Annotated in this window: 22 protein-coding genes; 16 read left to right on the forward strand and 6 right to left on the reverse strand. The window is 68.6% G+C overall.

What is annotated here, in order from left to right:
• Window positions 1-313, reverse strand: a 313-nt coding sequence (locus tag BJP32_RS11885; protein WP_158043310.1) for an FAD-dependent oxidoreductase, incomplete at its 3' end; no start/stop codon positions are given.
• A gap of 116 nt (window positions 314-429) precedes the next feature.
• Here BJP32_RS11885 and BJP32_RS11890 point away from each other — a divergent pair.
• From BJP32_RS11890 to BJP32_RS11950, 13 genes are all read left to right on the forward strand, one after another.
• Window positions 430-714 (forward strand): YerC/YecD family TrpR-related protein, encoded by a 285-nt coding sequence (locus BJP32_RS11890; protein ID WP_112999704.1) that lies wholly within the window; start codon window positions 430-432, stop codon window positions 712-714.
• 9 nt (window positions 715-723) lie between these two features.
• Window positions 724-1605 (forward strand): ATP phosphoribosyltransferase, encoded by an 882-nt coding sequence (gene hisG / locus BJP32_RS11895; RefSeq protein ID WP_076224286.1) that lies wholly within the window; start codon window positions 724-726, stop codon window positions 1603-1605.
• On the forward strand, window positions 1605-2912 hold the full coding sequence (gene hisD, locus BJP32_RS11900) for a histidinol dehydrogenase (RefSeq protein WP_076224287.1): 1308 nt from the start codon (window positions 1605-1607) through the stop codon (window positions 2910-2912). Before hisG ends, hisD begins: the two co-directional genes overlap by 1 nt.
• Before the next feature lie 160 nt (window positions 2913-3072).
• Window positions 3073-4506: an imidazoleglycerol-phosphate dehydratase HisB gene (hisB, locus tag BJP32_RS11905; RefSeq protein ID WP_076224289.1), complete on the forward strand. Its 1434-nt coding sequence runs from the start codon at window positions 3073-3075 to the stop codon at window positions 4504-4506.
• The gene (hisH, locus tag BJP32_RS11910; protein ID WP_046652265.1) at window positions 4503-5102 is read left to right on the forward strand and encodes an imidazole glycerol phosphate synthase subunit HisH; all 600 of its coding nucleotides are present in this window, start codon (window positions 4503-4505) and stop codon (window positions 5100-5102) included. The genes hisB and hisH overlap by 4 nt, the downstream gene beginning before the upstream one ends.
• Window positions 5099-5857, forward strand: coding sequence for a 1-(5-phosphoribosyl)-5-[(5-phosphoribosylamino)methylideneamino] imidazole-4-carboxamide isomerase (locus BJP32_RS11915; RefSeq protein ID WP_046652266.1), 759 nt, complete (start codon window positions 5099-5101; stop codon window positions 5855-5857). Before hisH ends, BJP32_RS11915 begins: the two co-directional genes overlap by 4 nt.
• Window positions 5847-6614, forward strand: coding sequence for an imidazole glycerol phosphate synthase subunit HisF (gene hisF, locus BJP32_RS11920; RefSeq protein ID WP_046652268.1), 768 nt, complete (start codon window positions 5847-5849; stop codon window positions 6612-6614). The genes BJP32_RS11915 and hisF overlap by 11 nt, the downstream gene beginning before the upstream one ends.
• Window positions 6611-7252 carry a bifunctional phosphoribosyl-AMP cyclohydrolase/phosphoribosyl-ATP diphosphatase HisIE gene (gene hisIE, locus BJP32_RS11925; protein WP_046652270.1) on the forward strand — a complete coding sequence of 214 codons (642 nt, stop codon included), beginning with the start codon at window positions 6611-6613 and terminating at the stop codon, window positions 7250-7252. The genes hisF and hisIE overlap by 4 nt, the downstream gene beginning before the upstream one ends.
• Window positions 7253-7299: 47 nt before the next feature.
• Window positions 7300-8754 (forward strand): glucose-6-phosphate dehydrogenase, encoded by a 1455-nt coding sequence (gene zwf / locus BJP32_RS11930; RefSeq protein WP_046652271.1) that lies wholly within the window; start codon window positions 7300-7302, stop codon window positions 8752-8754.
• A 178-nt stretch (window positions 8755-8932) separates the two neighbouring features.
• The gene (pgl, locus tag BJP32_RS11935) at window positions 8933-9634 is read left to right on the forward strand and encodes a 6-phosphogluconolactonase (protein WP_046652272.1); all 702 of its coding nucleotides are present in this window, start codon (window positions 8933-8935) and stop codon (window positions 9632-9634) included.
• Entirely contained in the window at window positions 9634-11523 is a 1890-nt protein-coding gene (edd, locus tag BJP32_RS11940) for a phosphogluconate dehydratase (protein WP_046652274.1), read from the forward strand. Before pgl ends, edd begins: the two co-directional genes overlap by 1 nt.
• A gap of 11 nt (window positions 11524-11534) precedes the next feature.
• On the forward strand, window positions 11535-12503 hold the full coding sequence (gene glk / locus BJP32_RS11945) for a glucokinase (protein WP_046652275.1): 969 nt from the start codon (window positions 11535-11537) through the stop codon (window positions 12501-12503).
• 73 nt (window positions 12504-12576) lie between these two features.
• Window positions 12577-12879, forward strand: coding sequence for a hypothetical protein (locus tag BJP32_RS11950; RefSeq protein ID WP_076224290.1), 303 nt, complete (start codon window positions 12577-12579; stop codon window positions 12877-12879).
• Between the two features lie 71 nt (window positions 12880-12950).
• Here BJP32_RS11950 and hmgA read toward each other — a convergent pair whose 3' ends face one another.
• The 4 genes from hmgA to BJP32_RS11970 all read right to left on the reverse strand — a co-directional run bounded on the left by hmgA (window position 12951) and on the right by BJP32_RS11970 (window position 16963).
• A complete protein-coding gene (gene hmgA, locus BJP32_RS11955; RefSeq protein ID WP_046652278.1) occupies window positions 12951-14243 on the reverse strand; it encodes a homogentisate 1,2-dioxygenase in 1293 nt (430 codons plus the stop codon).
• 90 nt (window positions 14244-14333) lie between these two features.
• Window positions 14334-15452, reverse strand: coding sequence for an acyl-CoA dehydrogenase family protein (locus BJP32_RS11960; RefSeq protein ID WP_046652279.1), 1119 nt, complete (start codon window positions 15450-15452; stop codon window positions 14334-14336).
• A 4-nt stretch (window positions 15453-15456) separates the two neighbouring features.
• Window positions 15457-16641 (reverse strand): acyl-CoA dehydrogenase family protein, encoded by a 1185-nt coding sequence (locus BJP32_RS11965; protein WP_046652280.1) that lies wholly within the window; start codon window positions 16639-16641, stop codon window positions 15457-15459.
• A gap of 64 nt (window positions 16642-16705) precedes the next feature.
• The gene (locus BJP32_RS11970; RefSeq protein ID WP_040347054.1) at window positions 16706-16963 is read right to left on the reverse strand and encodes an Lrp/AsnC ligand binding domain-containing protein; all 258 of its coding nucleotides are present in this window, start codon (window positions 16961-16963) and stop codon (window positions 16706-16708) included.
• A gap of 50 nt (window positions 16964-17013) precedes the next feature.
• Between BJP32_RS11970 and BJP32_RS11975 the strand changes: the two genes are divergently transcribed.
• Window positions 17014-17853, forward strand: coding sequence for an alpha/beta hydrolase (locus BJP32_RS11975; protein ID WP_046652281.1), 840 nt, complete (start codon window positions 17014-17016; stop codon window positions 17851-17853).
• Between the two features lie 89 nt (window positions 17854-17942).
• The gene (locus BJP32_RS11980; protein WP_046652282.1) at window positions 17943-18614 is read left to right on the forward strand and encodes a bifunctional 4-hydroxy-2-oxoglutarate aldolase/2-dehydro-3-deoxy-phosphogluconate aldolase; all 672 of its coding nucleotides are present in this window, start codon (window positions 17943-17945) and stop codon (window positions 18612-18614) included.
• Between the two features lie 147 nt (window positions 18615-18761).
• Here the strand turns inward: BJP32_RS11980 and ppa are convergent, their stop codons facing one another.
• Window positions 18762-19319, reverse strand: coding sequence for an inorganic diphosphatase (gene ppa / locus BJP32_RS11985; RefSeq protein WP_076224292.1), 558 nt, complete (start codon window positions 19317-19319; stop codon window positions 18762-18764).
• 125 nt (window positions 19320-19444) lie between these two features.
• On the opposite strand from ppa, the gene BJP32_RS11990 reads away from it, so the two are divergent.
• Window positions 19445-20131 carry a DUF599 domain-containing protein gene (locus BJP32_RS11990; RefSeq protein WP_003166164.1) on the forward strand — a complete coding sequence of 229 codons (687 nt, stop codon included), beginning with the start codon at window positions 19445-19447 and terminating at the stop codon, window positions 20129-20131.
• Window positions 20132-20302 lie beyond the last annotated feature (171 nt).

Consider the following 20302-nt stretch of genomic DNA (forward strand, 5'->3'; position numbering starts at 1 on the left):
GGATCAGCACGTCGTAGGTCTCGACCGTTCCGTCGGCGAAGGTCACGGTCCTGGCGGCCGCGTCGATGGCGCTCGCCGTGACGCCGGTGCGCAGCGCGATATTCTGCTCGGCGTAGAAGCTCTCGGGGCGCAGCAGCAGGTCTTCCAGACCCGCCTCCCCTTTCAGCCAGGCTTTCGACAAGGGCGGCCGCTGATAGGGCGGCGCGCTTTCCTGCCCCGCCAGGACGATCTCGCCCTCAAACCCATACTGCCTCAGCAGCGCCGCCGCCGAGCCCCCCGCGTGTCCCGCGCCGATGATCACAACCTTGCTCATGACAGCGCAGATAGAGACGCCGGAAGCGAAGCGCCACCGCCTTTGCATCCATTCTGAGCACGACAGACCGGGAAGCAGGTTGACCGTTCCATTGTTACAGCATAATGGAACGCGCCATGAGCACCGACGCCGCCAGGACCGCATTGCTGGACGCCCTGCTTTCGCTGAAAACGCGGGAGGAGGCGGACGCCTTTCTGGCCGATCTGTGCACCCCGGCCGAGCTGCGCGCCATGGCCGAGCGGTGGCAGGTGGCGCGGATGCTGGACGCCGGGGACAAGACCTATCGCGAGATCGCCGCCGAGGCGCCGGCCAGCCCGACCACTGTCGTGCGCGTCGCGCGCTCCCTGAAGGACATGCCGCACCAGGGCTATCGGCTGGTGCTGGACAGACTGAAAGCCTGAGATGAGATCATGAGTACGGTTCAGGGGCGGCTGCGCATCGCCGTCCAGAAATCCGGCCGCCTGGCCGAACGCAGCCTCGATCTGGTCCGCGATGCGGGCCTGCGCGTGATCAAGGGCAACAACGATCTGCTGTACCGGATCGAGAACTATCCGATCGACCTGCTGCGGGTGCGCGACGACGACATCCCGACCTTCGTGGCGGACGGGGTCTGCGATCTGGGCATCGTCGGCGAGAACGTGCTGGAAGAGGTGAAGAACGGCGGCCCGAACGCAGAGGTCGTCATGCCGCTGGGCTTCGGCCGCTGCACGCTGAAGATCGCGACGCCGCCGGGGCTGGACTACGCCGGACCGTCGTCGTTGCAAGGGCTGCGGATCGCCACCTCCTACCCCAGGATCCTGCGCCGCTTTCTGGATGAGGCGGGGGTGCAGGCCGACATCGTCACCATGCGCGGCGCGGTCGAGGTGGCGCCGCGGCTGAAGCTGGCCGCCGCCATCTGTGATCTGGTCTCGACGGGAGCCACGCTGGAGGCCAACGGGCTGACGGCGCGCGACACCGTGCTGGACAGCCAGGCGGTGCTGATCAAGGCGCCGACCGCGCCCGAAGCGGGTCTGCAGCACCTGTTGGACTCCATCGTCGAGCGGATGGCCGGCGTGGTGTCCTCTCAGGGCGCCAAATACGTGATGCTGAACGCCCCGCGCGCGGCGCTGGATCGGATCACCGCCCTGTTGCCCGGCGCAGGGTCGCCGACGGTCATGCCCCTGTCGGGGCGCGACGACGCCGTGGCCGTCCACGCCGTCTGCCAGGAGGCCGTCTTCTGGGAGACGCTGGAGAAACTGAAGGCGGAAGGGGCGTCGGCCATCCTAGTACTGCCCATCGAGAAGATGATGTGATGAAGCGTATCGACTGGAACCAACTCGACGCCGCCGGACGCACCGCCGCCCTGGCCCGCCCGCAGCGCCGCACTGAAGGCTTCGTCTCCAGCGTGGTGCGCGAGATATTCGACGACGTGCGGGCGCGCGGCGGCGAGGCCGTGACCGACTGGGCGACCCGACTGGACGGCGCCGCCCCGCGCCGCATCGAAGTCACCGAGGCCGCCGCGACCAAGGCCCGCCGCGACCTGCCGCCCGCCGCCGCCCGCGCCCTGCGCGTCGCCGCCGACAATGTGCGCGTCTTCCATCAGGCGACCCGGCCAGAGGACACGCCCTTCATCGAGACCACGCCGGGCGTAAAGTCGAAACTGGTCTGGCGGCCCATCGGCTCGGCCGGGCTTTATGTTCCGGGCGGGACGGCGCCGTTGTTCTCATCGCTGCTGATGCTGGCCATACCGGCGGACGTGGCCAGGGTCGGGCGGCGCGTCGCCGTGACGCCGCCGTCCAAGGACGGCTCGGTCCATCCCGCCATGATCGCCGCCGCCGCCGAGGCGGGGTTGGACGAGCTGTGGCTGCTGGGCGGGGCGCAGGCCATCGCCGCCCTGACCTTCGGCGCCGAACTGGAAGACGGCGTCATCGCGCCCGTCGACAAACTGTTCGGTCCCGGCAACGCCTATGTGGCCGGGGCGAAGCGCTACGCCTCGTCCCTGCCCGGCGGCCCGGCCTGCGACCTGCCTGCGGGGCCGTCGGAACTGCTGGTCATCGCCGACCGCGACGCTGATTTCGAGATCGTCGCCGCCGACCTGTTAAGCCAGGCCGAGCACGACGCCGATGCGCAGGTGATCCTTGTCTCCGACAGCGGCACGGCCCTGAGCGAGATCATCGCCGAGGTCGAACGTCAGGTCGACAGCCTGCCGCGCGCCGCCATCGCCCGCGCCTCGCTGGCCGAGGCCCGCGCCATCCGCGTGCGCGACATGGCCGAGGCGTGCGAGGTGGCGAACCTCTATGGTCCCGAACACCTGTCGATCCAGACGGAAGAAGCCGAGCGGCTGGTCGAACGGATCAGCGCGGCGGGCGCCGTCTTCGTCGGGCGCTGGGCGGCGGAGACGCTGGGCGACTATGCGGCGGGGCCCAGCCACGTCCTGCCGACCGACGGCGCGGCCCGGACGCTGGGCGGCGTCACCACCGCCAGCTTCATGACGACCATGTCGGTGCAGACCGTCACCGAACCGGGCGCCGCCGCACTGGCCCCCGTCGCCGCCGCACTGGCGCGGATGGAGGGGCTGGAAGCCCACGCGAGGGCCGCCGATCTGAGGAGCGCGGGATGACCAACGATCTCTTCCTTCTCCCCTTGAGGGAGAAGGTGGGCGCCGGAGGCGCTCGGATGAGGGGTGTGCTTGCCTCGCCCTCCTCCCTCTCATGCGCGGACACAGCCCCCTCATCCGTCTCGCTGCGCAGGTTGCCTTCTCCCACGAGGGGAGAAGGATCATGACGCTGCCCGCCCCTTATCCCCCACTGGTGTCGGGCGGCGACGGTCTGGAGCATTATCCGGCCGAGCCCGCCGTGCTGGCGGCCCGCATGGCCGCCCTCTATGGCGTCGGCGCCGATCAGGTGCTGCCGACGCGCGGACTGACGCACGGGCTGGAACTGGTCTGGCGCGTGGCCGCGCGTGACGGGCTGAGGGTGCAGGCGCCCGACGCCGAACCCTATCAGGCGCTCGCCGCACTCTATGCGCGCCCGGCCGAAGACGCCGACACCGCCACCGTGGTCATCCGCGCCCTCGGCTCGTCCGAGGCCGTGGCCGAGATGGCCAAGCGCGTCGCCCCCGCCTTGCTGGTCGTGGACGAAGGGCTGGTCGAGTTCGCCGAGGCCCCCTCGGCCGCCGTCGTGGTGAAGGACCACGCCAATCTGATCGTGCTGCGCAGCCTGTCGCTGGCCTATGGGCTGGCCGGGGCGCGGGTCGGGGCGGCGATAGCACAGGCGCAGACGCTGGCGCGGCTGGCCAGCGTGCTTGAGCCCTACGCCCTGCCCGAGGTCTCGGTGCGGCTGGCGATGCAGGCGCTGGACCCGTCGCGGATGATGGAAACGGCCGAACGCATCAGCGCCGTGCGCCGCGAGCGCGTCCGCGTGGCCGAGGCCCTGTCGCGCATCATGACGTTGGAGGCCGGGGTCGGGCCGGTGATCATCGCCAGACCCTCCGACCCGACAGGCGCCGTAGAGGCCCTGCGCCGTTACGGGTTGAGCGCCGATCCGGCAGGCGAGCGGCTGCGCCTGCCCGTCTCGCTGAAGCCCGAGGTCAACGACCGCCTGCTGGCCGCGCTCGGCGCCGCCAGCCCCGCCGCGCGCCGCAGCCGCACGGGTCAGGCGATCCGCGACACCAAGGAGACGCGCATCGTCTGCGCCGTCGATCTGGACAGCCCCGGGCCGGTGAAGATCGAAACCGGCGTCGGCTTCTTCGACCACATGATCGAACAGGTGGCGGCGCACGGCGGGTTCTCGATCCGCCTGGCGTGCGAAGGCGACCTGCACATCGACCCGCACCACACGATCGAGGACTGCGCCATTGCGCTGGGTCAGGCGCTGAAACAGGCGCTGGGCGAGCGGCGCGGCATTGGCCGTTACGGCTTCGTGCTGCCGATGGACGAGGCCGAGGCGGCTGTGTCTATCGACCTGTCGGGGCGGCCCTATCCGGTGTTCGAGGGAACGTTCGCGACGCCGATGCTGGGCGATTACCGCACCGACCTGACGGCGCATGTCGTACGGTCGCTGGCCGAGAATCTGGGCGCTGCCGTCCACGTCCGCGTCACCGGCGACGACGACCACCACAAGACCGAGGCCGTGTTCAAAGCGCTGGGCCGCGCCCTGCGACAAGCGATCCGGGTCGAGGGCGATGTCGTGCCGAGCACCAAGGGGGTGCTGTGAACGTCACCTTGATCGGTTACGGCTCGGGCAATGTGGCCTCGGTGCGGTTCGCGTTGGAGCGGCTGGGCGCGCGGGTGCGGATCACCGACGATCCGGCCGATGTGGCTGAAGCCGAGCGGATCATCCTGCCCGGCGTCGGCGCGGCCGGTTACGCCATGCAGAGACTGCAGGCGCTGGACCTGATCGAACCGCTGCGCCGGTTTCCACGTCCGCTGCTGGGCGTCTGCCTGGGCCAGCAGCTGTTGTTCGACGCCAGCGCAGAAGACCGCGGGGCCGACCTGCTGGGGCTGATCCCCGGTCGGGTCGAGGCCATCCTTCCCGCCCCGTCGCGCCCGTCGCCGCATATGGGGTGGAGCCGTCTGACGATCCGCCGCGACGACCCGCTGCTGGACGGCGTGAAAGACGGCGACTGGGCCTATTTCGTTCACGGCTTCGTCTGCCCCGACGGTCCGGCGACCCTCGCCGCCGCCGACTATGGCGCGCCCGTGCCCGCCGTGGTCAACAGCGCCAACCGTTGGGGCTGCCAGTTCCACCCGGAACGGTCGGCCGTCCTCGGCGCGCGTATCTTGAAGAACTTCCTGGAGTTGCCCGCGTGATCATCTATCCCGCCATTGACCTGATCGAGGGCCATGCGGTTCGCCTGTTGCACGGCGATTTCAATCACGTGACCCGCTATGATTCCCACCCCGCCAACCGGCTGGCGGCCTTTGCCGCCGAAGGGGCCGAGTGGATCCACGTGATCGATCTGGATGGAGCCAAGGCCGGCGAGGCGCGTCAGTATGAACTGATCGGCGACATGGCCCGGGCCGTGGACATCAAGGTTCAGTCCGGCGGCGGCGTCCGCTCGGCAAAGGATATCGAGCACCTGCTGGGCGCCGGGATCAGCCGTGTCGTCATCGGCTCGCTGGCCGTCACCGACACGGATCAGGTGCTGAAATGGCTGGAGCAGTTCGGCCCCGACGCCATCGCCCTGGCCCTGGACGTCCGCTATGAGGACGGCCTGCCCGTGCCCGCCCTGAAGGGCTGGACCCAGTCGTCGGGCGTGGGTCTGTGGAGCGTGCTGGAGCGCTATCCGGTCGGGATGCTGCGCCACATCCTGATCACGGACGTCGGTCGCGACGGCGCCCTGACCGGCCTGAACCAAGAGCTGCTGTCCGAGGCCATCCGTCGTCGCCCCGAGCTGGAGATTCAAGCCTCGGGCGGGGCCGCCGGTCTGGACGACCTGATCGCCGCCAAGGCCATCGGCTGCGCCGGCGCCATTACCGGCCGCGCCCTCTACGCCGGCCGCTTCACCGTGGCCGAAGCCATCAGGGCCGTGAACATGGCTCCGGTTTCGGCCAATGACCGCTAGGCGCATCATCCCCTGCCTCGACGTGAAGGACGGCCGCGTGGTCAAGGGCGTGCGGTTCGAGGGGCACGTCGACATGGGCGACGCCGCCGAACTGGCCGCGCGCTATCGCGATCAGGGCGCCGACGAACTGGTCTTCTACGACATCACCGCGAGCCCGCAGGGGCGCACGCTGGACTATGGCTGGGTGCAGGACATCGCCCGGCTGCTGGACATTCCCTTCTGCGTCGCGGGCGGCATCCGCAACGTGGAACAGGCGGCGCGGTGCCTCGATCACGGGGCGGACAAGGTGTCGATCAACTCGCCCGCGCTGGAGCGGCCCGAACTGATCGGCGAGATGGCGCAGCGGCTGGGGCGGCAATGCGTCGTCGTCGGCGTCGACAGCGCCTTTCAGGACAGCGAATGGCGGGTGCACCAATACACCGGCGATCCGGACGCGCGGCGCGGCGCCGGGCGGCTGACGATGGAGTGGATCGTCGAGGCGCAGGAGCTGGGCGCCGGCGAGATCGTGCTGAACTGCATCGATCAGGACGGGGTGCGGCGCGGTTATGACAGGGCGCAACTGGCGGAGGCGCGGCGTCGGCTGACCATTCCGCTGGTGGCGTCCGGCGGGGCCGGAGCTGCCGAGCACTTCCGCGATGTATTCGTGGAGGCGGACGTGTCGGGCGCGCTGGCGGCCAGCGTGTTTCACTCAGGCGCGATCGCGATCCCGGAACTCAAGCGTTACCTGGATGCGCAAGGCGTGGAGGTGAGGATATGACCCTCGACATCTCTCAGATCGACTTCTCCCAACTGGACTTCGCCAAGGGCGGCGGGCTGATCCCGGCCGTGGTGCAGGACGCCGACACCCTTCAGGTGCTGACCCTGACCTATATGGACGAGGCGGCGCTGCGCGAGACGCTGGACAGCGGACAGGCCACCTTCTTCTCGCGCTCGCGCGGCGGACGGTGGCGCAAGGGCGAGACCTCGGGCGACTTCCTCAACGTCGTCTCGGTGACGCCCGACTGCGACGGCGACGCCGTGGTGGTGAAAGTGCGCCCGGTCGGAAACGCCTGCCACCTGAACCGCATCAGCTGTTTCGGCGAGGAGGACGCGCCCGGCCTGGGCCGCATCGGGCGGCTGGAGCGCACCATTCACGTCCGGGCGAAGGCCGATCCCAACGACAGCTGGACCGCGCGGCTGATCGCGCAGGGGCCCAAACGCGCGGCCCAGAAGGTCGGTGAAGAGGGCGTCGAGACAGCCCTGGCCGGGGCGGCGGGAGATAATACGGAACTCGCCGGCGAGGCGGCGGATTTGATCTATCACCTGCTGGTGCTTCTGCACGCGCGTCACATGGTGTTTCAGGACGTGCTGGACGTCTTGGCCCAGCGGGCGGAACCGGCCAATCACTCTGGCTGACCACGGTCACGCTTGGCGGGCCGATCTTCTGCAAGGGAGGCCTCAAGATGGCGGCTTTGATCCTGTTCGGCGGCGGCGGCGACCTGGCCATGCGGATGCTGTTGCCGTCGCTCTACTTCCTGGATCATGACGGGCTTCTGCCGCCGGAACTGAAGATCATCGGCGCCGCCCGGTCGCAGGAAACCGCCGAGGACTACATCGCCAAGGTGCGCCAGGCGGTGCAGCCCCGCGCCGAGGCCGACGGCGCCTGGAACGAGGCCAGTTGGGCGCGCCTGGCCCGGCGGCTCGATTACCTGGCGGTGGACGCCACCGACGCCGAAAGCCTGCGCGCGCTGAAGGCGCTGACGAGCGATGGCCCGATCACCTCTTTCCTGGCTGTGTCGCCTTCGCTCTACGGCCGCATCGTCACGGCGATGAAGACGGCCGGTCTGGCCGGTCCCGACGACCGCATCGTGCTGGAGAAGCCGGTCGGGCGCGATCTGGAAAGCTTCCGCGCCATCGACGACGCCGTGGCTCACGCCTTTGACGAGAGCCAGGTGTTCCGCATCGACCATTATCTCGGCAAGGAGACGGTGCAGAACCTAATCGCCCTGCGCTTCGGCAACGCCATCTTCGAGCCGTTGTGGAACAATCTGACCATCGACCATGTGCAGATCACGATCGGAGAAACGGTCGGCGTCGGCGACCGCTGGCCCTATTATGACGAATACGGCGCCCTGCGGGACATGGTGCAGAACCATATGCTGCAACTGCTGTGTCTGGTGGCGATGGAGCCGCCCAGCGATCTGGACCCCGACTCTGTGCGCAACGAAAAGGTGAAGGTGCTGCGCTCGCTTCGCCACGTCACCGCCGAGGACGCCGAACGCGTCACCGTGCGCGGCCAGTATGCCGCCGGGAAGGTCGAAGGACGCCCGGTCGAAAGCTATCAGACCGAGCGCGGCCAGCCGTCGGACACCGAGACCTTCGTCGCCATCCGCGCCGACATCGACAACTGGCGCTGGGCGGGCGTGCCCTTCTTCATGCGCACCGGCAAGCGGCTGGCCGAGAAGCGCACCGAGATCGTCATCCAGTTCAAGCCGGTGCCCCACTCCATCTTCGGTCACGGCGAGCGCGGCGACATCTATGACAACCGGCTGGTGATCGAGCTTCAGCCGGACGAGGACATCTCCCTGTCGGTGATGAACAAAAAGCCGGGGCTGGAGCAGCGCATGCAGCTTCAGCCGATCCGGATGAGCCTGTCGTGGGGGCAGGACGGCAAGGAGGCCGCCCCGCCGCGTCGCCGCGTCGCCTATGAGCGGCTGCTGCTGGACGCCCTCAACGGCGACTCCACTCTGTTCGTGCGCCGGGACGAGGCCGAGCAGGCCTGGAAATGGGTCGATGAGCTGGCGGACGCCTGGGCGTGTCGCGAGTGCAAACCGCTGGACTATGCGGCGGGCAGCTGGGGACCGGAGGCGGCCGACCTGCTGCTGTCGCGCACGGGACGGAAGTGGAACGTGAGATGAGAAACGCAAACACTCTTCCTTCTCCCCTCGGGGGAGAAGGCGGGCTGCAGCGCGGCTCGGATGAGGGGGACGCCCGATGCGGACACTACATCAAAGGTCGAGCGGGTAGACACAGCCCCCTCATCCGTCTCGCTCCGCGAGCCACCTTCTCCCCCCAAGGGAGAAGGGAAGTGTCGGCATGATCCAGAGGCTCCCCACCCGCGATACTTGGGCCGAGGCCGCCGCCGACCGCTTGGCCGGGGCGCTGGCGGAGGCTCTGACCGCCGACGGGCGCGCCCTGTTCGCCGGGTCGGGCGGATCGACGCCCTCGCCCATCTATGCACGGCTGGCGCAGGCCGATCTCGACTGGACCAAGGTCACGGCGACCTTGGTGGATGAACGCTATGTGCCTGAAGCTTCACCCGCCTCGAACGCGGCCCTGTTGAAACAAACCCTGCTGACCGGCCCGGCCGCCGCCGTGCGGTTTATCCCGCTCTACAGCCCCGCCGTGACGGTGGATCGCGCGGCCGCCCTCGCCTCTCAGGCGCTGGCCGCTGAGGGCCGCCCGCTGGACGCCGTCCTGCTGGGCATGGGCGAGGACGGGCATATCTGCTCGATGTTCCCCGGCAGTCCGACGCTGACCACCCTGCTGACCCCCAGCCTGAAACCCGCCGTCTATGGCGTGCCGGCCGGGCGTGACGGCGCGGCGCCGCCGCAGGAGCGACTGACGCTCAACCTGCCGTGGCTGGTCTCGGCGCGATGCGTGGTGCTGGCCCTGACCGGGGCCAAGAAACGCGCCGTGTTCGAGCGTGAGGCGGCCGGCGATCCGGCCGTCAGCCCCATCGCCGCCCTGGTCGCGGCGAACGCCCCCCTTGAAGTAATCTGGACGGAGGCCGACTGATGGCGCTCAATCCCGTGGTGACGGGCGTCACCGCCCGTATCGTCGAACGCAGCCGCAAGACCCGCGCCGACTATCTGCGCCGCATGGACGCGGCGACCGGCTCCGGGTCGGGTCGGGCCAAGCTGTCATGCGCCAACTGGGCCCACGCCTTCGCCGGGCAGACGGTGGCGGACAAGCTGACAGCCATGACCGGCGCCCAGCCCAACCTCGGCGTCGTCACCGCCTATAACGACATGCTGTCGGCGCATCAGCCGTTCGAGCACTTTCCGGAGATCATCCGCAAGGCCGCACGCGAGGTCGGAGCCACGGCGCAGGTGGCGGGCGGAACCCCGGCCATGTGCGACGGCGTCACCCAAGGCCGCCCCGGCATGGAGCTGAGCCTGTTCAGCCGCGACGTCATCGCCATGTCGACAGGGGTGGCCCTGACCCACGACGCCTTCGACGCCGCCCTGATGCTGGGGGTGTGCGACAAGATCGTGCCGGGGCTGTTCATGGGAGCGCTGGCGTTCGGACACCTGCCCGTCGTCTTCGCCCCGGCCGGACCGATGCCCAGCGGTCTTCCCAACGCCGAGAAGGCCCGCGTCCGCGCCGAATACGCCCAGGGGCTGATCGGTCGCGCTGAACTGCTGAAGAGCGAGATCGCCAGCTATCACTCGCCCGGCACCTGCACCTTCTACGGCACGGCCAATTCCAACCAGATGATGATGGAGGTCGCCGGGCTGCACCTGCCCTCGACCGCTTTCGTTCACCCCGACACCGGCCTGCGCGACGCCCTGACGGCGGCGGCGGCCAGGCGGGCGATCGAGCTGGCGCGCGAGGGGCGCGGACGCATGGCCGACGTCGTGTCGGAGAAGACCATCGTCAACATGATCGTCGCCCTGCTGGCCACCGGCGGCTCGACCAATCACGCCATCCATCTGGTCGCCATGGCGCGCGCGGCGGGGGTGCTGATCAACTGGACCGACATGGACCAGTTGTCCTCGGTCACGCCGCTGCTGGCGCGGGTCTATCCGAACGGTTCGGCCGATGTGAACGCCTTCCAGGCGGCGGGCGGGGTCGCCTTCGTCACCCGCGAATTGGTTGAGGCGGGCAACCTGCACGCCGACGTGACCACCATCATGGGCCAAGGGCTGGAGCCTTATTTCAAGGAGCCCCGGCTGGAGGACGGCGCACTGGTCTGGCGCGACACGGTGAAGGAGAGTCTGGACCTCAGCATCCTGCGCCCCGCCTCGGACCCGTTCGACCGCGAGGGGGGTCTGCGGCTGGTGCAGGGCGATCTGGGACGGGCGGTCATCAAGATCTCGGCCGTGAAGCCTGAGAACCGCATCGTCGAGGCCCCCGCCGCCGTGTTCGAAACCCAGGAAGACGCGCTTCAAGCCTTCAAGGACGGCAAGCTGAACCGCGATGTCGTGGTGGTGCTGCGCTTCCAAGGACCGCGCGCCAATGGGATGCCCGAACTGCACAGCCTGTCGCCGGCGCTCAGCGTGCTGCAGGACAAGGGCTTCAAAGTCGCCTTCGTCACCGACGGCCGCATGTCGGGCGCCAGCGGCAAGACGCCCGCCGCCATTCACGTCAGCCCCGAAGCCTTAGCAGGCGGCCCCCTGGCCCACGTGCGCGACGGCGACCTGATCCGGCTGGACCCGGAGGCCGGTGTGCTGACCACGGTCGGGGTCGGCGACCTGGGCGCGCGCCCGGCGGCGACGCGCTCGCGCGCCCATGCCGAGGGTTCGTCCTGGGGCTATGGCCGTGAGCTGTTCGGCGCCTTCCGTCAGGCTGTGTCGACGGCGGAGGAAGGGGCCAGCGTCTGTTTCGTCGCCCCCATCGGCGCGAACGGCCACGTCGACGGCCCGCCCGATCCCAACCTGGTCGATCGCGCCGTGGACGCCTGAAGGAGAGCCGCATGACCGATCCCCTGCTTCTGGTCGGCGACGTCGGCGGCACAAACGCTCGCTTCGCCCTAGCCCGCATGGTCGACGGTCGCCCCCGGCTGCAGCATTTCGAGGGCTTCCCCGCCGAGACCCACCCGACCTTTCTGGACGGCGTGAAGGCCTATCTCGACGGCTGTCCGGTCAAGCCGACGGGCGGCGTCATCGCCGTGGCGGGGCCGGTGACGGACGGCGCCATCGACCTGACCAACTCGCCCTGGCGCGTGTCGGAGGGCGAACTTCAGACGCTGGGGCTGAACCCGATCCGGCTGATCAACGATTTCGAGGCCCTGGCCTGGGGCGCGCCGGTCGTGCCCGAAGACGAACTGGCGTCCCTGGGCGGCCCGGCCCAGGGCGATCCCCACGCCGCCATCGCCCTGGTCGGGCCGGGCACGGGCTTCGGCGTCTCCGCCCTGGCGCGCGACGCCCACGGCCGCGAGATGGCCCTGCCCAGCGAGGGCGGCCACGCCTGTTTCGCGCCAGGCGACGAAGTCGAGGACGAAGTCCTGCGCATCCTGCGTCGCCGCTACGACCGCGTCTCGATCGAACGGCTGATCTGCGGGCCGGGCCTGCTGAACCTGCACCGCGCCCTGGCCGAGATCGACGGACGCGAGACCCATATCGACGATCCCGCCCAGATCACCGCCCAGGCGCTGGAGGATCCGACCAGCCCCTGCGGCGCCACCCTGGCCCGTTTCTGCGCCATGCTGGGGGCTGTCGCCGGGGACATCGCCCTGACCACCGGGGCGCGCGGCGGAGTCTATATCGCCGGCGGGATCGTCCCGCGCATCCTGCCCTTCATCCAGGCCAGCCCCTTCCGTCGACGGTTCGAGCGCAAGGGTCGGTTCCAGGACTATATGGCCGCCATTCCGACCAAGGTGATCCTGCATAAACACGCCGCCTTGCTGGGCGCCGCGCGCGTGGCCTTCGCCGAGGCGGGCTGAAAATGTGATCACAGGTGCGTGAACCGAATGTGATCCAGCGAGTTTCCAAGGCTCAACCATCTGGAGCACCATCATGCGCAAACTCGTTCTCGCCGCCGTCTCCATCGCCGCCCTGACCGGCCTGGCCGCCTGCCAGAACCCGGCCGAAAAGGAAGCCGACGCCCGCGCCGACGCCGTCGAGGCTCAGGCCGATGTGACGGCGACCCAGCTTGAGAACCAGGCCGACGCCGCCCCGACCGCAGCCCAGGCCGACGCCCTGAACGCTCAGGCGGACGCCGTGGAGAAGAAGGCCGATGAAAAGGCCGACGCCATCAAGGCTGAGGCCGGCAATCGCGACGGCGGCATGACCACCTCGAACACCCCGCCGAAGTCCTAAGCAGACCTCGCACAGAACAAGGGCCCCGTCGCGATCGCGGCGGGGCCCTTTTCATATCGCTTTGAAGGCGGTCAGACCTTGCCCTTCTCGAAGCCGGTCCAGCAGTCGTCGTAGTCCAGCTGCATCAACGGCGTCTGTTCCGCCCAGGCCGTGGTGCGGATCGGCATCCGCGTCTCGAACATGAAGGCCAGGGTGTTCTCGATCTTGTGCGGTTTGAGGTCCGCCTTGGTCGCGCCGTCCCAGCTGGCCTGATCCGGTCCGTGGCCGCTCATACGGTTGTGCAGGCTGGCCCCGCCGGGGGCGAAGCCGCCCGCCTTGGCGTCGTACTCGCCGAAGATCAGCCCCATGAACTCGCTCATGACGTTGCGGTGGAACCACGGCGGACGGAAGGTGTCCTCGGCCACCATCCAGCGCGGCGGGAAGATGACGAAGTCGCAGTTGGCCGTGCCGGGCGTGTCGCTGGGCGAGGTCAGGACGGTGAAGATCGACGGGTCCGGGTGGTCGTAGCTGACCGTGCCGATGGTGTTGAACCGCGCCGTATCATAGCGATAGGGGGCGTAGTTGCCGTGCCAGGCCACCACGTCCAGCGGGCTGTGGTCGAAGGTCGTGGCCCACAGCTGGCCGCCGTATTTCTGAACGCACTCAGTCGAGCGATCCACATCCTCGAAGGCGGCGACCGGCGTCTCGAAATCGCGCGGATTGGCCAGACCGTTGGAGCCGATGGGGCCGAGGTCCGGCAGGCGGAAGGGCGCGCCGTAGTTCTCGCAGACATAGCCGCGCGCCTCTCCGTCCACCTCGACGCGGAAGCGGACACCGCGCGGGATGACGAGGATGTGGCCCGGCGCCGCCTCGATCACCCCCATCTCGGTGACGAAACGCTGCGTCCCGTGCTGCGGCACGATCAGCAGTTCGCCGTCGGCGGAATAGAAGACGCGGTCGACCATCGAGCGGTTGGCGACATAGAGGTGGACGCCCACCCCCGTGCCGGAATCGGCGCAACCGTTGCCGCCGTAGGTGGTCAGCCCCTCGACCCAGTCGGTCGGCTGGTCCGGCATGGGCAGGGGATCCCAACGCATCCGGTTGGGATTGGGCGGCGTCTCGGTGAAAGGGCCGGAGCGCACGCGGCCTTGCGCGAACGGCTGATACGGCCCGTGCTGGGCCGAGGGCCGCAGGCGATACAGCCAGCTGCGCAGATTGTGGTCGCGCGGAGCGGTGAAGGCCGCGCCCGACAGCTGTTCGGCATAGAGGCCCAGCGCCGGGCGCTGCGGCGAGTTGCGGCCGACCGGCAGGGCGCCGTCCACCGCCTCGGTGGCGAAGTGGTTGGCGAAGCCTGTCTGATAGGCAGGCGCGTTGGATCGCGTCATGTCGTTTCTCCCTTGCCGGGAGGTGTAAGCGATCCTCGCCCAACCGTCACCCCGAGCCGCACGGCTTTGCCCTGGATCAAACGAGAAGCGTCAGAATCCTTGCGCGCGGGCCAGGCGTTCGGCGTAGAAGTGGGCGTCGCCGAGCAGCTCGTTCAGGACGCGGACGCGCTTCATGAACAGGCCGACGTCGAACTCGTCTGTCATGCCGACGCCGCCGTGCATCTGGACCGCCTCCTGCACCGCCAGTTCGGCGACGCGGCCCGCCTTGGCCTTGGCGATGCCGGCGGCCTGTTCGGCGTCGGGGCGGCCCTCGTCGATGGCCTGAAGCGCGGCCAGCGTGGCCGCCTTGGCCAGTTCCAGCTCAGTGAACAGGTGGGCGGCGCGGTGCTGGAGAGCCTGAAACTCGCCGATAAGCTTGCCGAATTGCTTGCGGGTTTTCAGATAGTCGAGGGTGGTCTTGAACGCCTGATCGCCTGCCCCAACCAGCGACGAAGCAGCGCAGGCGCGGCCCAGCGTCAAGGCGGCGTCCAGCGGCCCCTGTCCCTCGCCTACAGCGCCGATAACGGCGTCGGCGTCGACCTGAACCTCGCTCAGGGTCACGCGGGCGGCGTTGTGGGCGTCGACCATGACGGTGCGCTCGACCGTCACGCCCGACGTCGCCGGATCGATCAGGAACAGGGTCAGGCCCTCATCCGTCTGCGCCGCGAGGATCAGGGCGTCGGCGACATGGCCGTCCAGCACGAAGCCCTTGGCGCCGTTCAGCTTGAAGCCGTTGCCGGAGCGTTCGGCGCGCGCAGCGATCTTCGCCGGGGCGTGTTTGGGCCCTTCGTCGACGGCGAGACTGAGGATGGCCTCGCCCGCCGCGATCCGGCCCAGCCACTGCTTCTGCGTCTCTGATCCCGCCGTCTTCAGCACCGTCGCCGCCAGCACGGACGAACCCATGAAGGGCGACGGCGTCAGGGTGCGGCCCAGACTTTCGGCGATGACGCCCGCCTCGACGGCGCCGAGGCCCGATCCGCCGTCTTCCTCAGGGATGACGACGCCGGAAAAGCCCATCTCGCCGAACGCCCGCCATAGGTCGCGCGAGACGCCGTCGGGGTCGCGGCTGTCGCGCAACTGGCGCAAGTGGGCGATGGGCGCGTGTTCTTTCAGGAAGCCGTCGGCGGCGTCCTGAAGCAGGGTCTGCTCTTCGGTCAGGATCAGGGGCATGGGCTCAGGCTCCCGGCAGTTGCAGCAGGTGTTTGGCGATGATGTTGAGCTGGACTTCGCTGGTGCCGCCCTCGATGGAGTTAGCCTTGGTGCGCAGCCAGTCGCGGGCGGCCTGGCCGTCGTTCGAGCGGTCGCCTTCCCATTCCAGCGCCTCCGATCCGCCCGCCGCCATGGCCAGTTCGTGGCGGCGCTTGTTCAGCTCCGAGCCGTAGTATTTCAGCATGGAGGCGATGGCCGGATGGGCCTGCTTCGCCTTCATCTGATCGCCCGCCCGCTCCATCGCCAGACGGAAGGCGGCGGCGTCGATGTCGTAATCGGCGATGCGGGCGCGCAGCAGCGGCTCGTCCAGCCGCCCGGCCTCGTCCAGCCCCAGATTATCGGCCGCGACCTGTCCCAGCGGGCGGCCGACGCCAGTGTCGCCCATGGCGCCGATCATGGTCCGCTCATGCGCCAGCAGGGCCTTGGCCACGTCCCAGCCGCGGTTCAGCGCGCCGATCAGGTTCTCCTTCTCGACCCGCACGTCGTCGAAGAAGGTCTCGCAGAAGGGCGACTTGCCGCTGATCAGTGTGATGGGCCGTGTCGTCACGCCCGGCGTCGCCATGTCGAACAGCACGAAGCTGATGCCCAGATGCTTGGGCGCCTCCGGGTCGGTGCGGACCAGGCAGAAGATCCAGTCGGCCTTGTCGGCGTAGGAGGTCCAGATCTTCTGGCCGTTGACGATCCAGTGGTCGCCCTGATCCACGGCGCGGGTCTGGACGGAGGCGAGGTCGGACCCGGCGCCCGGTTCGGAATAGCCCTGACACCAGCGGATCTCGCCGCGCACGATGGGCGGCAGGAAGCGCTGTTTCTGTTCCTCGGTGCCGAAGGCCAGCAGGGCCGGCCCCAGCATCCAGACGCCGAAACTGTAGAGCGCCGGATGGGCCTTGATGCGGCGCAGCTCGGCGGCCAGCACCTTGGCCTCTTCGCGGCTCAGCCCGCCGCCGCCGTATTCGCTCGGCCATTCCGGCGCGGTCCAGCCGCGTTCGGCCATGCGCTCCAGCCAGACCTTGTGCGCTGGGGTCGGAAAGACGGCGTTGCGCCCGCCCCAGACCATATCCGCCTCAAGCGGCGGCGCGCCGCGACACTCCGGCGGGCAGTTCGCCTCCAGCCAGGCGCGCGTCTGCGCGCGGAACGTCTCCAGATCGGCCATGGCCGCCCTCCCTCGCGTTCTTGCTTGGGAAGGACGCTAGCCGGTCCTTTTTGAAAACGGAACCCTACTTCTTCGAGGGCAGGAAGGGCGAGAAGGTGATGACGGTGAAGGTGTCGCGGATGTGCGGGCGCGTCTGGACCTGCTTGGTCACGAAGGTGCCGATGTCGGCGTCCTTGGGCAGCTGGAACTTGGCCAGCAGGTCATGCTGGCCCGACGTCGAATAGACCTCGCTCACATTCTCGACATTATCGACCAGATCGGCCGCAACATCGTTGGCGTAGCCCAACTCGCATTTGATGAAGACGAAAATGGCGGTCATCATGGCCTTCAAGCCTCCCGTTCAAGCGGAGGTCTCTAGCGGATGGAGACGACATGGGTAAGGCTTTGTCGCCCGAGGCGACGCAGATGGAACGGGCCGCGGCCTATGAGGCGGCCTATAACAACCGCGCCCGCGTGCCGGGCCACCCCGCCATTCTGGATCGCTGGCGCAAGGACTCGCTGCGGGTGATCGACGCCCGGCGGCCCGAGACGATCGAATACGGCCCGTCCGAACGGCAGAAGATGGAGTGGTTCGACGCGGGCGCGGGCGCGCCCGTCGCCGTCTTCATGCACGGCGGCTACTGGCAGGCGCTGGACCGCGGCTGGTTCGCCTGGGTGGCGCCCGCCCTGCTGGAGCATGGGATCAGCGTCGTCGTCCCCGGCTACGACCTGGCGCCCGCCGTCACGGTCGGCAAGATCATCGGCCAGATGCGCGAGGCGACGGAGTTCGTCCGCGCGCGCACCGGCAAACGGCCGCTGGTGTTCGGCCATTCGGTCGGCGGCCATATGGCGGCGGGCATGCTGTCCGAGGGTCGGGCGCGGGCGGCGCTGGCGATCTCGGGCGTGTTCGACCTGGAGCCGCTGGTCCACACCTCGCTGAACGAGGCGCTGAAGCTGGATACGCCGGTCGCGCGCGCCCTGTCGCCGATCCACTGGCCCGCGCCGAACGGCGCGACGCCCGGCGGCACCGCCCTGGACTGCTGGGTGGGCGGCGACGAAAGCAATGAGTTCGTCCGCCAAAGCCGCGAAATGGCCGCCGCCTGGGGCGGCAAGGGCGCCGACACCCATGTCGAGATCGTCGAGGGGGCCGACCACTTCACCGTGCTGGACCCTCTGGCCGATGCGGACAGCGCCATGGTGAAGCGGCTGGTGGAGCTGGCGACCGCCGAATAGCGGCGCTTACCAGGATTGATCCCCGCCGCCCTTGACGCCAAGGGCGACGACCGTCGATCTGCGGCCGTCAGACTTGCGAAGGAGACCCCATGCGCCACGACCGCCTCAGCGTGCTCACCGCCCTTGAAACCCAGGGCGTGGTGCCGGTCTTCTATCACCCCGATTTCGAGGTCTGCGTCGAGGTGATCCGGGCCTGCGCGCGCGGCGGCGCCAAGGCGATCGAGTTCACCAATCGCGGCGACTTCGCCTGGGAGACCTTCACCGCCCTGTCGAAGGAGTTCGCGCGCACCGACCCCGACATCATCATGGGCGTGGGCTCGATCCTGGATGCGCCGACGGCGGCCCTCTACCTGGCGTCGGGCGCGCGCTTCGTCATCAGCCCCTGCCTGGTCCCAGAGGTCGCCCGCGTCTGCAACCGTCGCCAGGTGGCCTATTCGCCCGGCTGCGGCTCGGTGCGCGACATCTCCGAGGCGCAGGAGTTGGGCTGCGAGATCGTCAAGCTGTTCCCCGGCGCATCCGTCGGCGGACCGGACTTCGTCAAGGCGGTGCTGGGCCCCATGCCCTGGAGCAAGATCATGCCGACCGGGGGCGTCGACCCGGATGAAGCCTCCATCGCAAAATGGTTCGGCGCCGGCATCGTGGCGACCGGAATGGGGTCCAAGCTGATTACCGAGGCCGCCATTCAGGCGAAGGACTGGGCCGGCATCGAGGCTAAGGTGCGCCAGACCGTCGAGGCGATCGCGGCGTTCCGGGCGAAGTAGCCACGCCTCCTTCCCCCCTCCCTATCCTGCCGTCATTCTCGGGCTTGACCCGAGAACGACGGCGGAGAGGAAGCAAGTAACAGTCCCAAAAAAAGGCCCCGCCGGTCGAACCAGCGGGGCCTCTTCATATTCAGATGCAGACGCCAATCAGGTGGCGACGTCGCCCTTGGCGGCCAGCTTGGCCTGGTGGGCGGCCATGCCGGCGGCGATCAGCTCGGCGGCCTCGCCAGCGTCGCCCCAGCCCTTGACCGTAACCGACTTGCCCTTCTCCAGATCCTTGTAGCGGGTGAAGAAGTGCTCGATCTGCTCGATCAGGATGGCGGGCAGCTGACGGTAGCTGGAGACCTCGGTGTAATAGGGGTTCAGCTTATCGACCGGCACGGCCAGGATCTTTTCGTCGCCGCCGGCTTCATCGACCATCTTCAGCACGCCGATCGGACGCGAACGGATGACGCAGCCCGGCACCACCGGCGTCGGGTTCAGCACGATCACGTCGCAGGGATCGCCGTCGTCCGACAGGGTGTGCGGCACGAAGCCGTAGTTGCCCGGATAGTACATGGCGGTGTGCAGGAAGCGGTCGACGAACAGGGCGCCCGATTCCTTGTCCATTTCATACTTCACCGGCAGGCCGCCCTGCGGGATCTCGATGATGACGTTGATGTCCCACGGCGCGTTGGGGCCGACCGGGATGGCGTCGATATTCATGATACGCTCTTGTTGCAGGTGCGAACGGGGAGAATTGACGCGCGTGATAAGCTTTGCGCGGCTTTACGGCAAGCGTCGCGGCGATCACGCTTGCCTTGCGGCGGCCGACGTGGCGTCAATCAGGCATGAGTCTGTTTGATTGGATCGCCCTGTTCGTCTTTGTCGTCGCCTGGCTGGGCTACGGCCCGCTGATCCGCCTGGTGGCGCGGCGCAGCGGTTCGCTCAACATGGACATGCTGGCGGTGCGCGACGCCTGGATGCGCGCCATGACCCACCGCGAGATGCGGCTGATCGACAGCCAGCTGATGGGCCATTCGATCAACTCCGGCTCCTTCTTCGCCTCGACCAATCTGCTGTTGATCGCCGCCGTGGCCGGGGTGCTGTTCGGGGGCGAAGCGGCCATACGCGGTTTCGCCGCCGTCGGCGCCGAGCCCGTCACGCCGCGCCTGATGGAGGCCAAGCTGGCCCTGGTGCTACTGTGCCTGGCGCGCGGCTTCCTCGACTTCATCTGGTCGCTGCGTCAGTTGAACTACACCGTCGCCCTGATCGGCGCCGCGCCGGAAATCCACGAGGAAGCCGACCGCGTCGCCTATGGCCGCGCCGTGGCGCGGGTGCTCAACCCCGCCCTGACCAACTTCAACCAGGGCGTTCGCGGCTATTATTTCGCCCTGGCCGCCGCCGCCTGGCTGTTCGGGCCGCTATGGCTGATGTTGGGAGCGGTGTCGGTGTTCGCCCTCCTGGCCTGGCGGCAGCTGGCCTCGCCCGCCGCCGGCGCCATTCGACAGGCTCGCCGCCTGCTGGAGCGGGGCTGATCATCTCGCAACTGCGAAATCAACGAAGCGCGCCCGTATTTCAGGATCATGGGATTGAGCGTCGAACTTCGTAACACCCCGTGATTGTATATGATTGAATCGGGACTTGTATTTTTGTGCGCTGCAAACTAACTTGGCTTTCGACGCTTTCGAGCGTCTTGCCCTTCCTGG

Origin of the sequence: Brevundimonas sp. ZS04, from assembly GCF_001956865.1 — a bacterium.
Classification (GTDB): domain Bacteria; phylum Pseudomonadota; class Alphaproteobacteria; order Caulobacterales; family Caulobacteraceae; genus Brevundimonas; species Brevundimonas diminuta.

What these genes read in the sequence shown, in the direction of transcription:
- BJP32_RS11890 (WP_112999704.1), top strand. Translation starts at nt 430, where the DNA reads ATGAGCACCGACGCCGCCAGGACCGCATTGCTGGACGCCCTGCTTTCG.
- hisG (WP_076224286.1), top strand. Translation starts at nt 724, where the DNA reads ATGAGTACGGTTCAGGGGCGGCTGCGCATCGCCGTCCAGAAATCCGGC.
- hisD (WP_076224287.1), top strand. Translation starts at nt 1,605, where the DNA reads ATGAAGCGTATCGACTGGAACCAACTCGACGCCGCCGGACGCACCGCC.
- hisB (WP_076224289.1), top strand. Translation starts at nt 3,073, where the DNA reads ATGACGCTGCCCGCCCCTTATCCCCCACTGGTGTCGGGCGGCGACGGT.
- hisF (WP_046652268.1), top strand. Translation starts at nt 5,847, where the DNA reads ATGACCGCTAGGCGCATCATCCCCTGCCTCGACGTGAAGGACGGCCGC.
- hisIE (WP_046652270.1), top strand. Translation starts at nt 6,611, where the DNA reads ATGACCCTCGACATCTCTCAGATCGACTTCTCCCAACTGGACTTCGCC.
- zwf (WP_046652271.1), top strand. Translation starts at nt 7,300, where the DNA reads ATGGCGGCTTTGATCCTGTTCGGCGGCGGCGGCGACCTGGCCATGCGG.
- pgl (WP_046652272.1), top strand. Translation starts at nt 8,933, where the DNA reads ATGATCCAGAGGCTCCCCACCCGCGATACTTGGGCCGAGGCCGCCGCC.
- edd (WP_046652274.1), top strand. Translation starts at nt 9,634, where the DNA reads ATGGCGCTCAATCCCGTGGTGACGGGCGTCACCGCCCGTATCGTCGAA.
- glk (WP_046652275.1), top strand. Translation starts at nt 11,535, where the DNA reads ATGACCGATCCCCTGCTTCTGGTCGGCGACGTCGGCGGCACAAACGCT.
- BJP32_RS11950 (WP_076224290.1), top strand. Translation starts at nt 12,577, where the DNA reads ATGCGCAAACTCGTTCTCGCCGCCGTCTCCATCGCCGCCCTGACCGGC.
- hmgA (WP_046652278.1), bottom strand. Translation starts at nt 14,243, where the DNA reads ATGACGCGATCCAACGCGCCTGCCTATCAGACAGGCTTCGCCAACCAC.
- BJP32_RS11960 (WP_046652279.1), bottom strand. Translation starts at nt 15,452, where the DNA reads ATGCCCCTGATCCTGACCGAAGAGCAGACCCTGCTTCAGGACGCCGCC.
- BJP32_RS11965 (WP_046652280.1), bottom strand. Translation starts at nt 16,641, where the DNA reads ATGGCCGATCTGGAGACGTTCCGCGCGCAGACGCGCGCCTGGCTGGAG.
- BJP32_RS11970 (WP_040347054.1), bottom strand. Translation starts at nt 16,963, where the DNA reads ATGATGACCGCCATTTTCGTCTTCATCAAATGCGAGTTGGGCTACGCC.
- BJP32_RS11975 (WP_046652281.1), top strand. Translation starts at nt 17,014, where the DNA reads ATGGGTAAGGCTTTGTCGCCCGAGGCGACGCAGATGGAACGGGCCGCG.
- BJP32_RS11980 (WP_046652282.1), top strand. Translation starts at nt 17,943, where the DNA reads ATGCGCCACGACCGCCTCAGCGTGCTCACCGCCCTTGAAACCCAGGGC.
- ppa (WP_076224292.1), bottom strand. Translation starts at nt 19,319, where the DNA reads ATGAATATCGACGCCATCCCGGTCGGCCCCAACGCGCCGTGGGACATC.
- BJP32_RS11990 (WP_003166164.1), top strand. Translation starts at nt 19,445, where the DNA reads ATGAGTCTGTTTGATTGGATCGCCCTGTTCGTCTTTGTCGTCGCCTGG.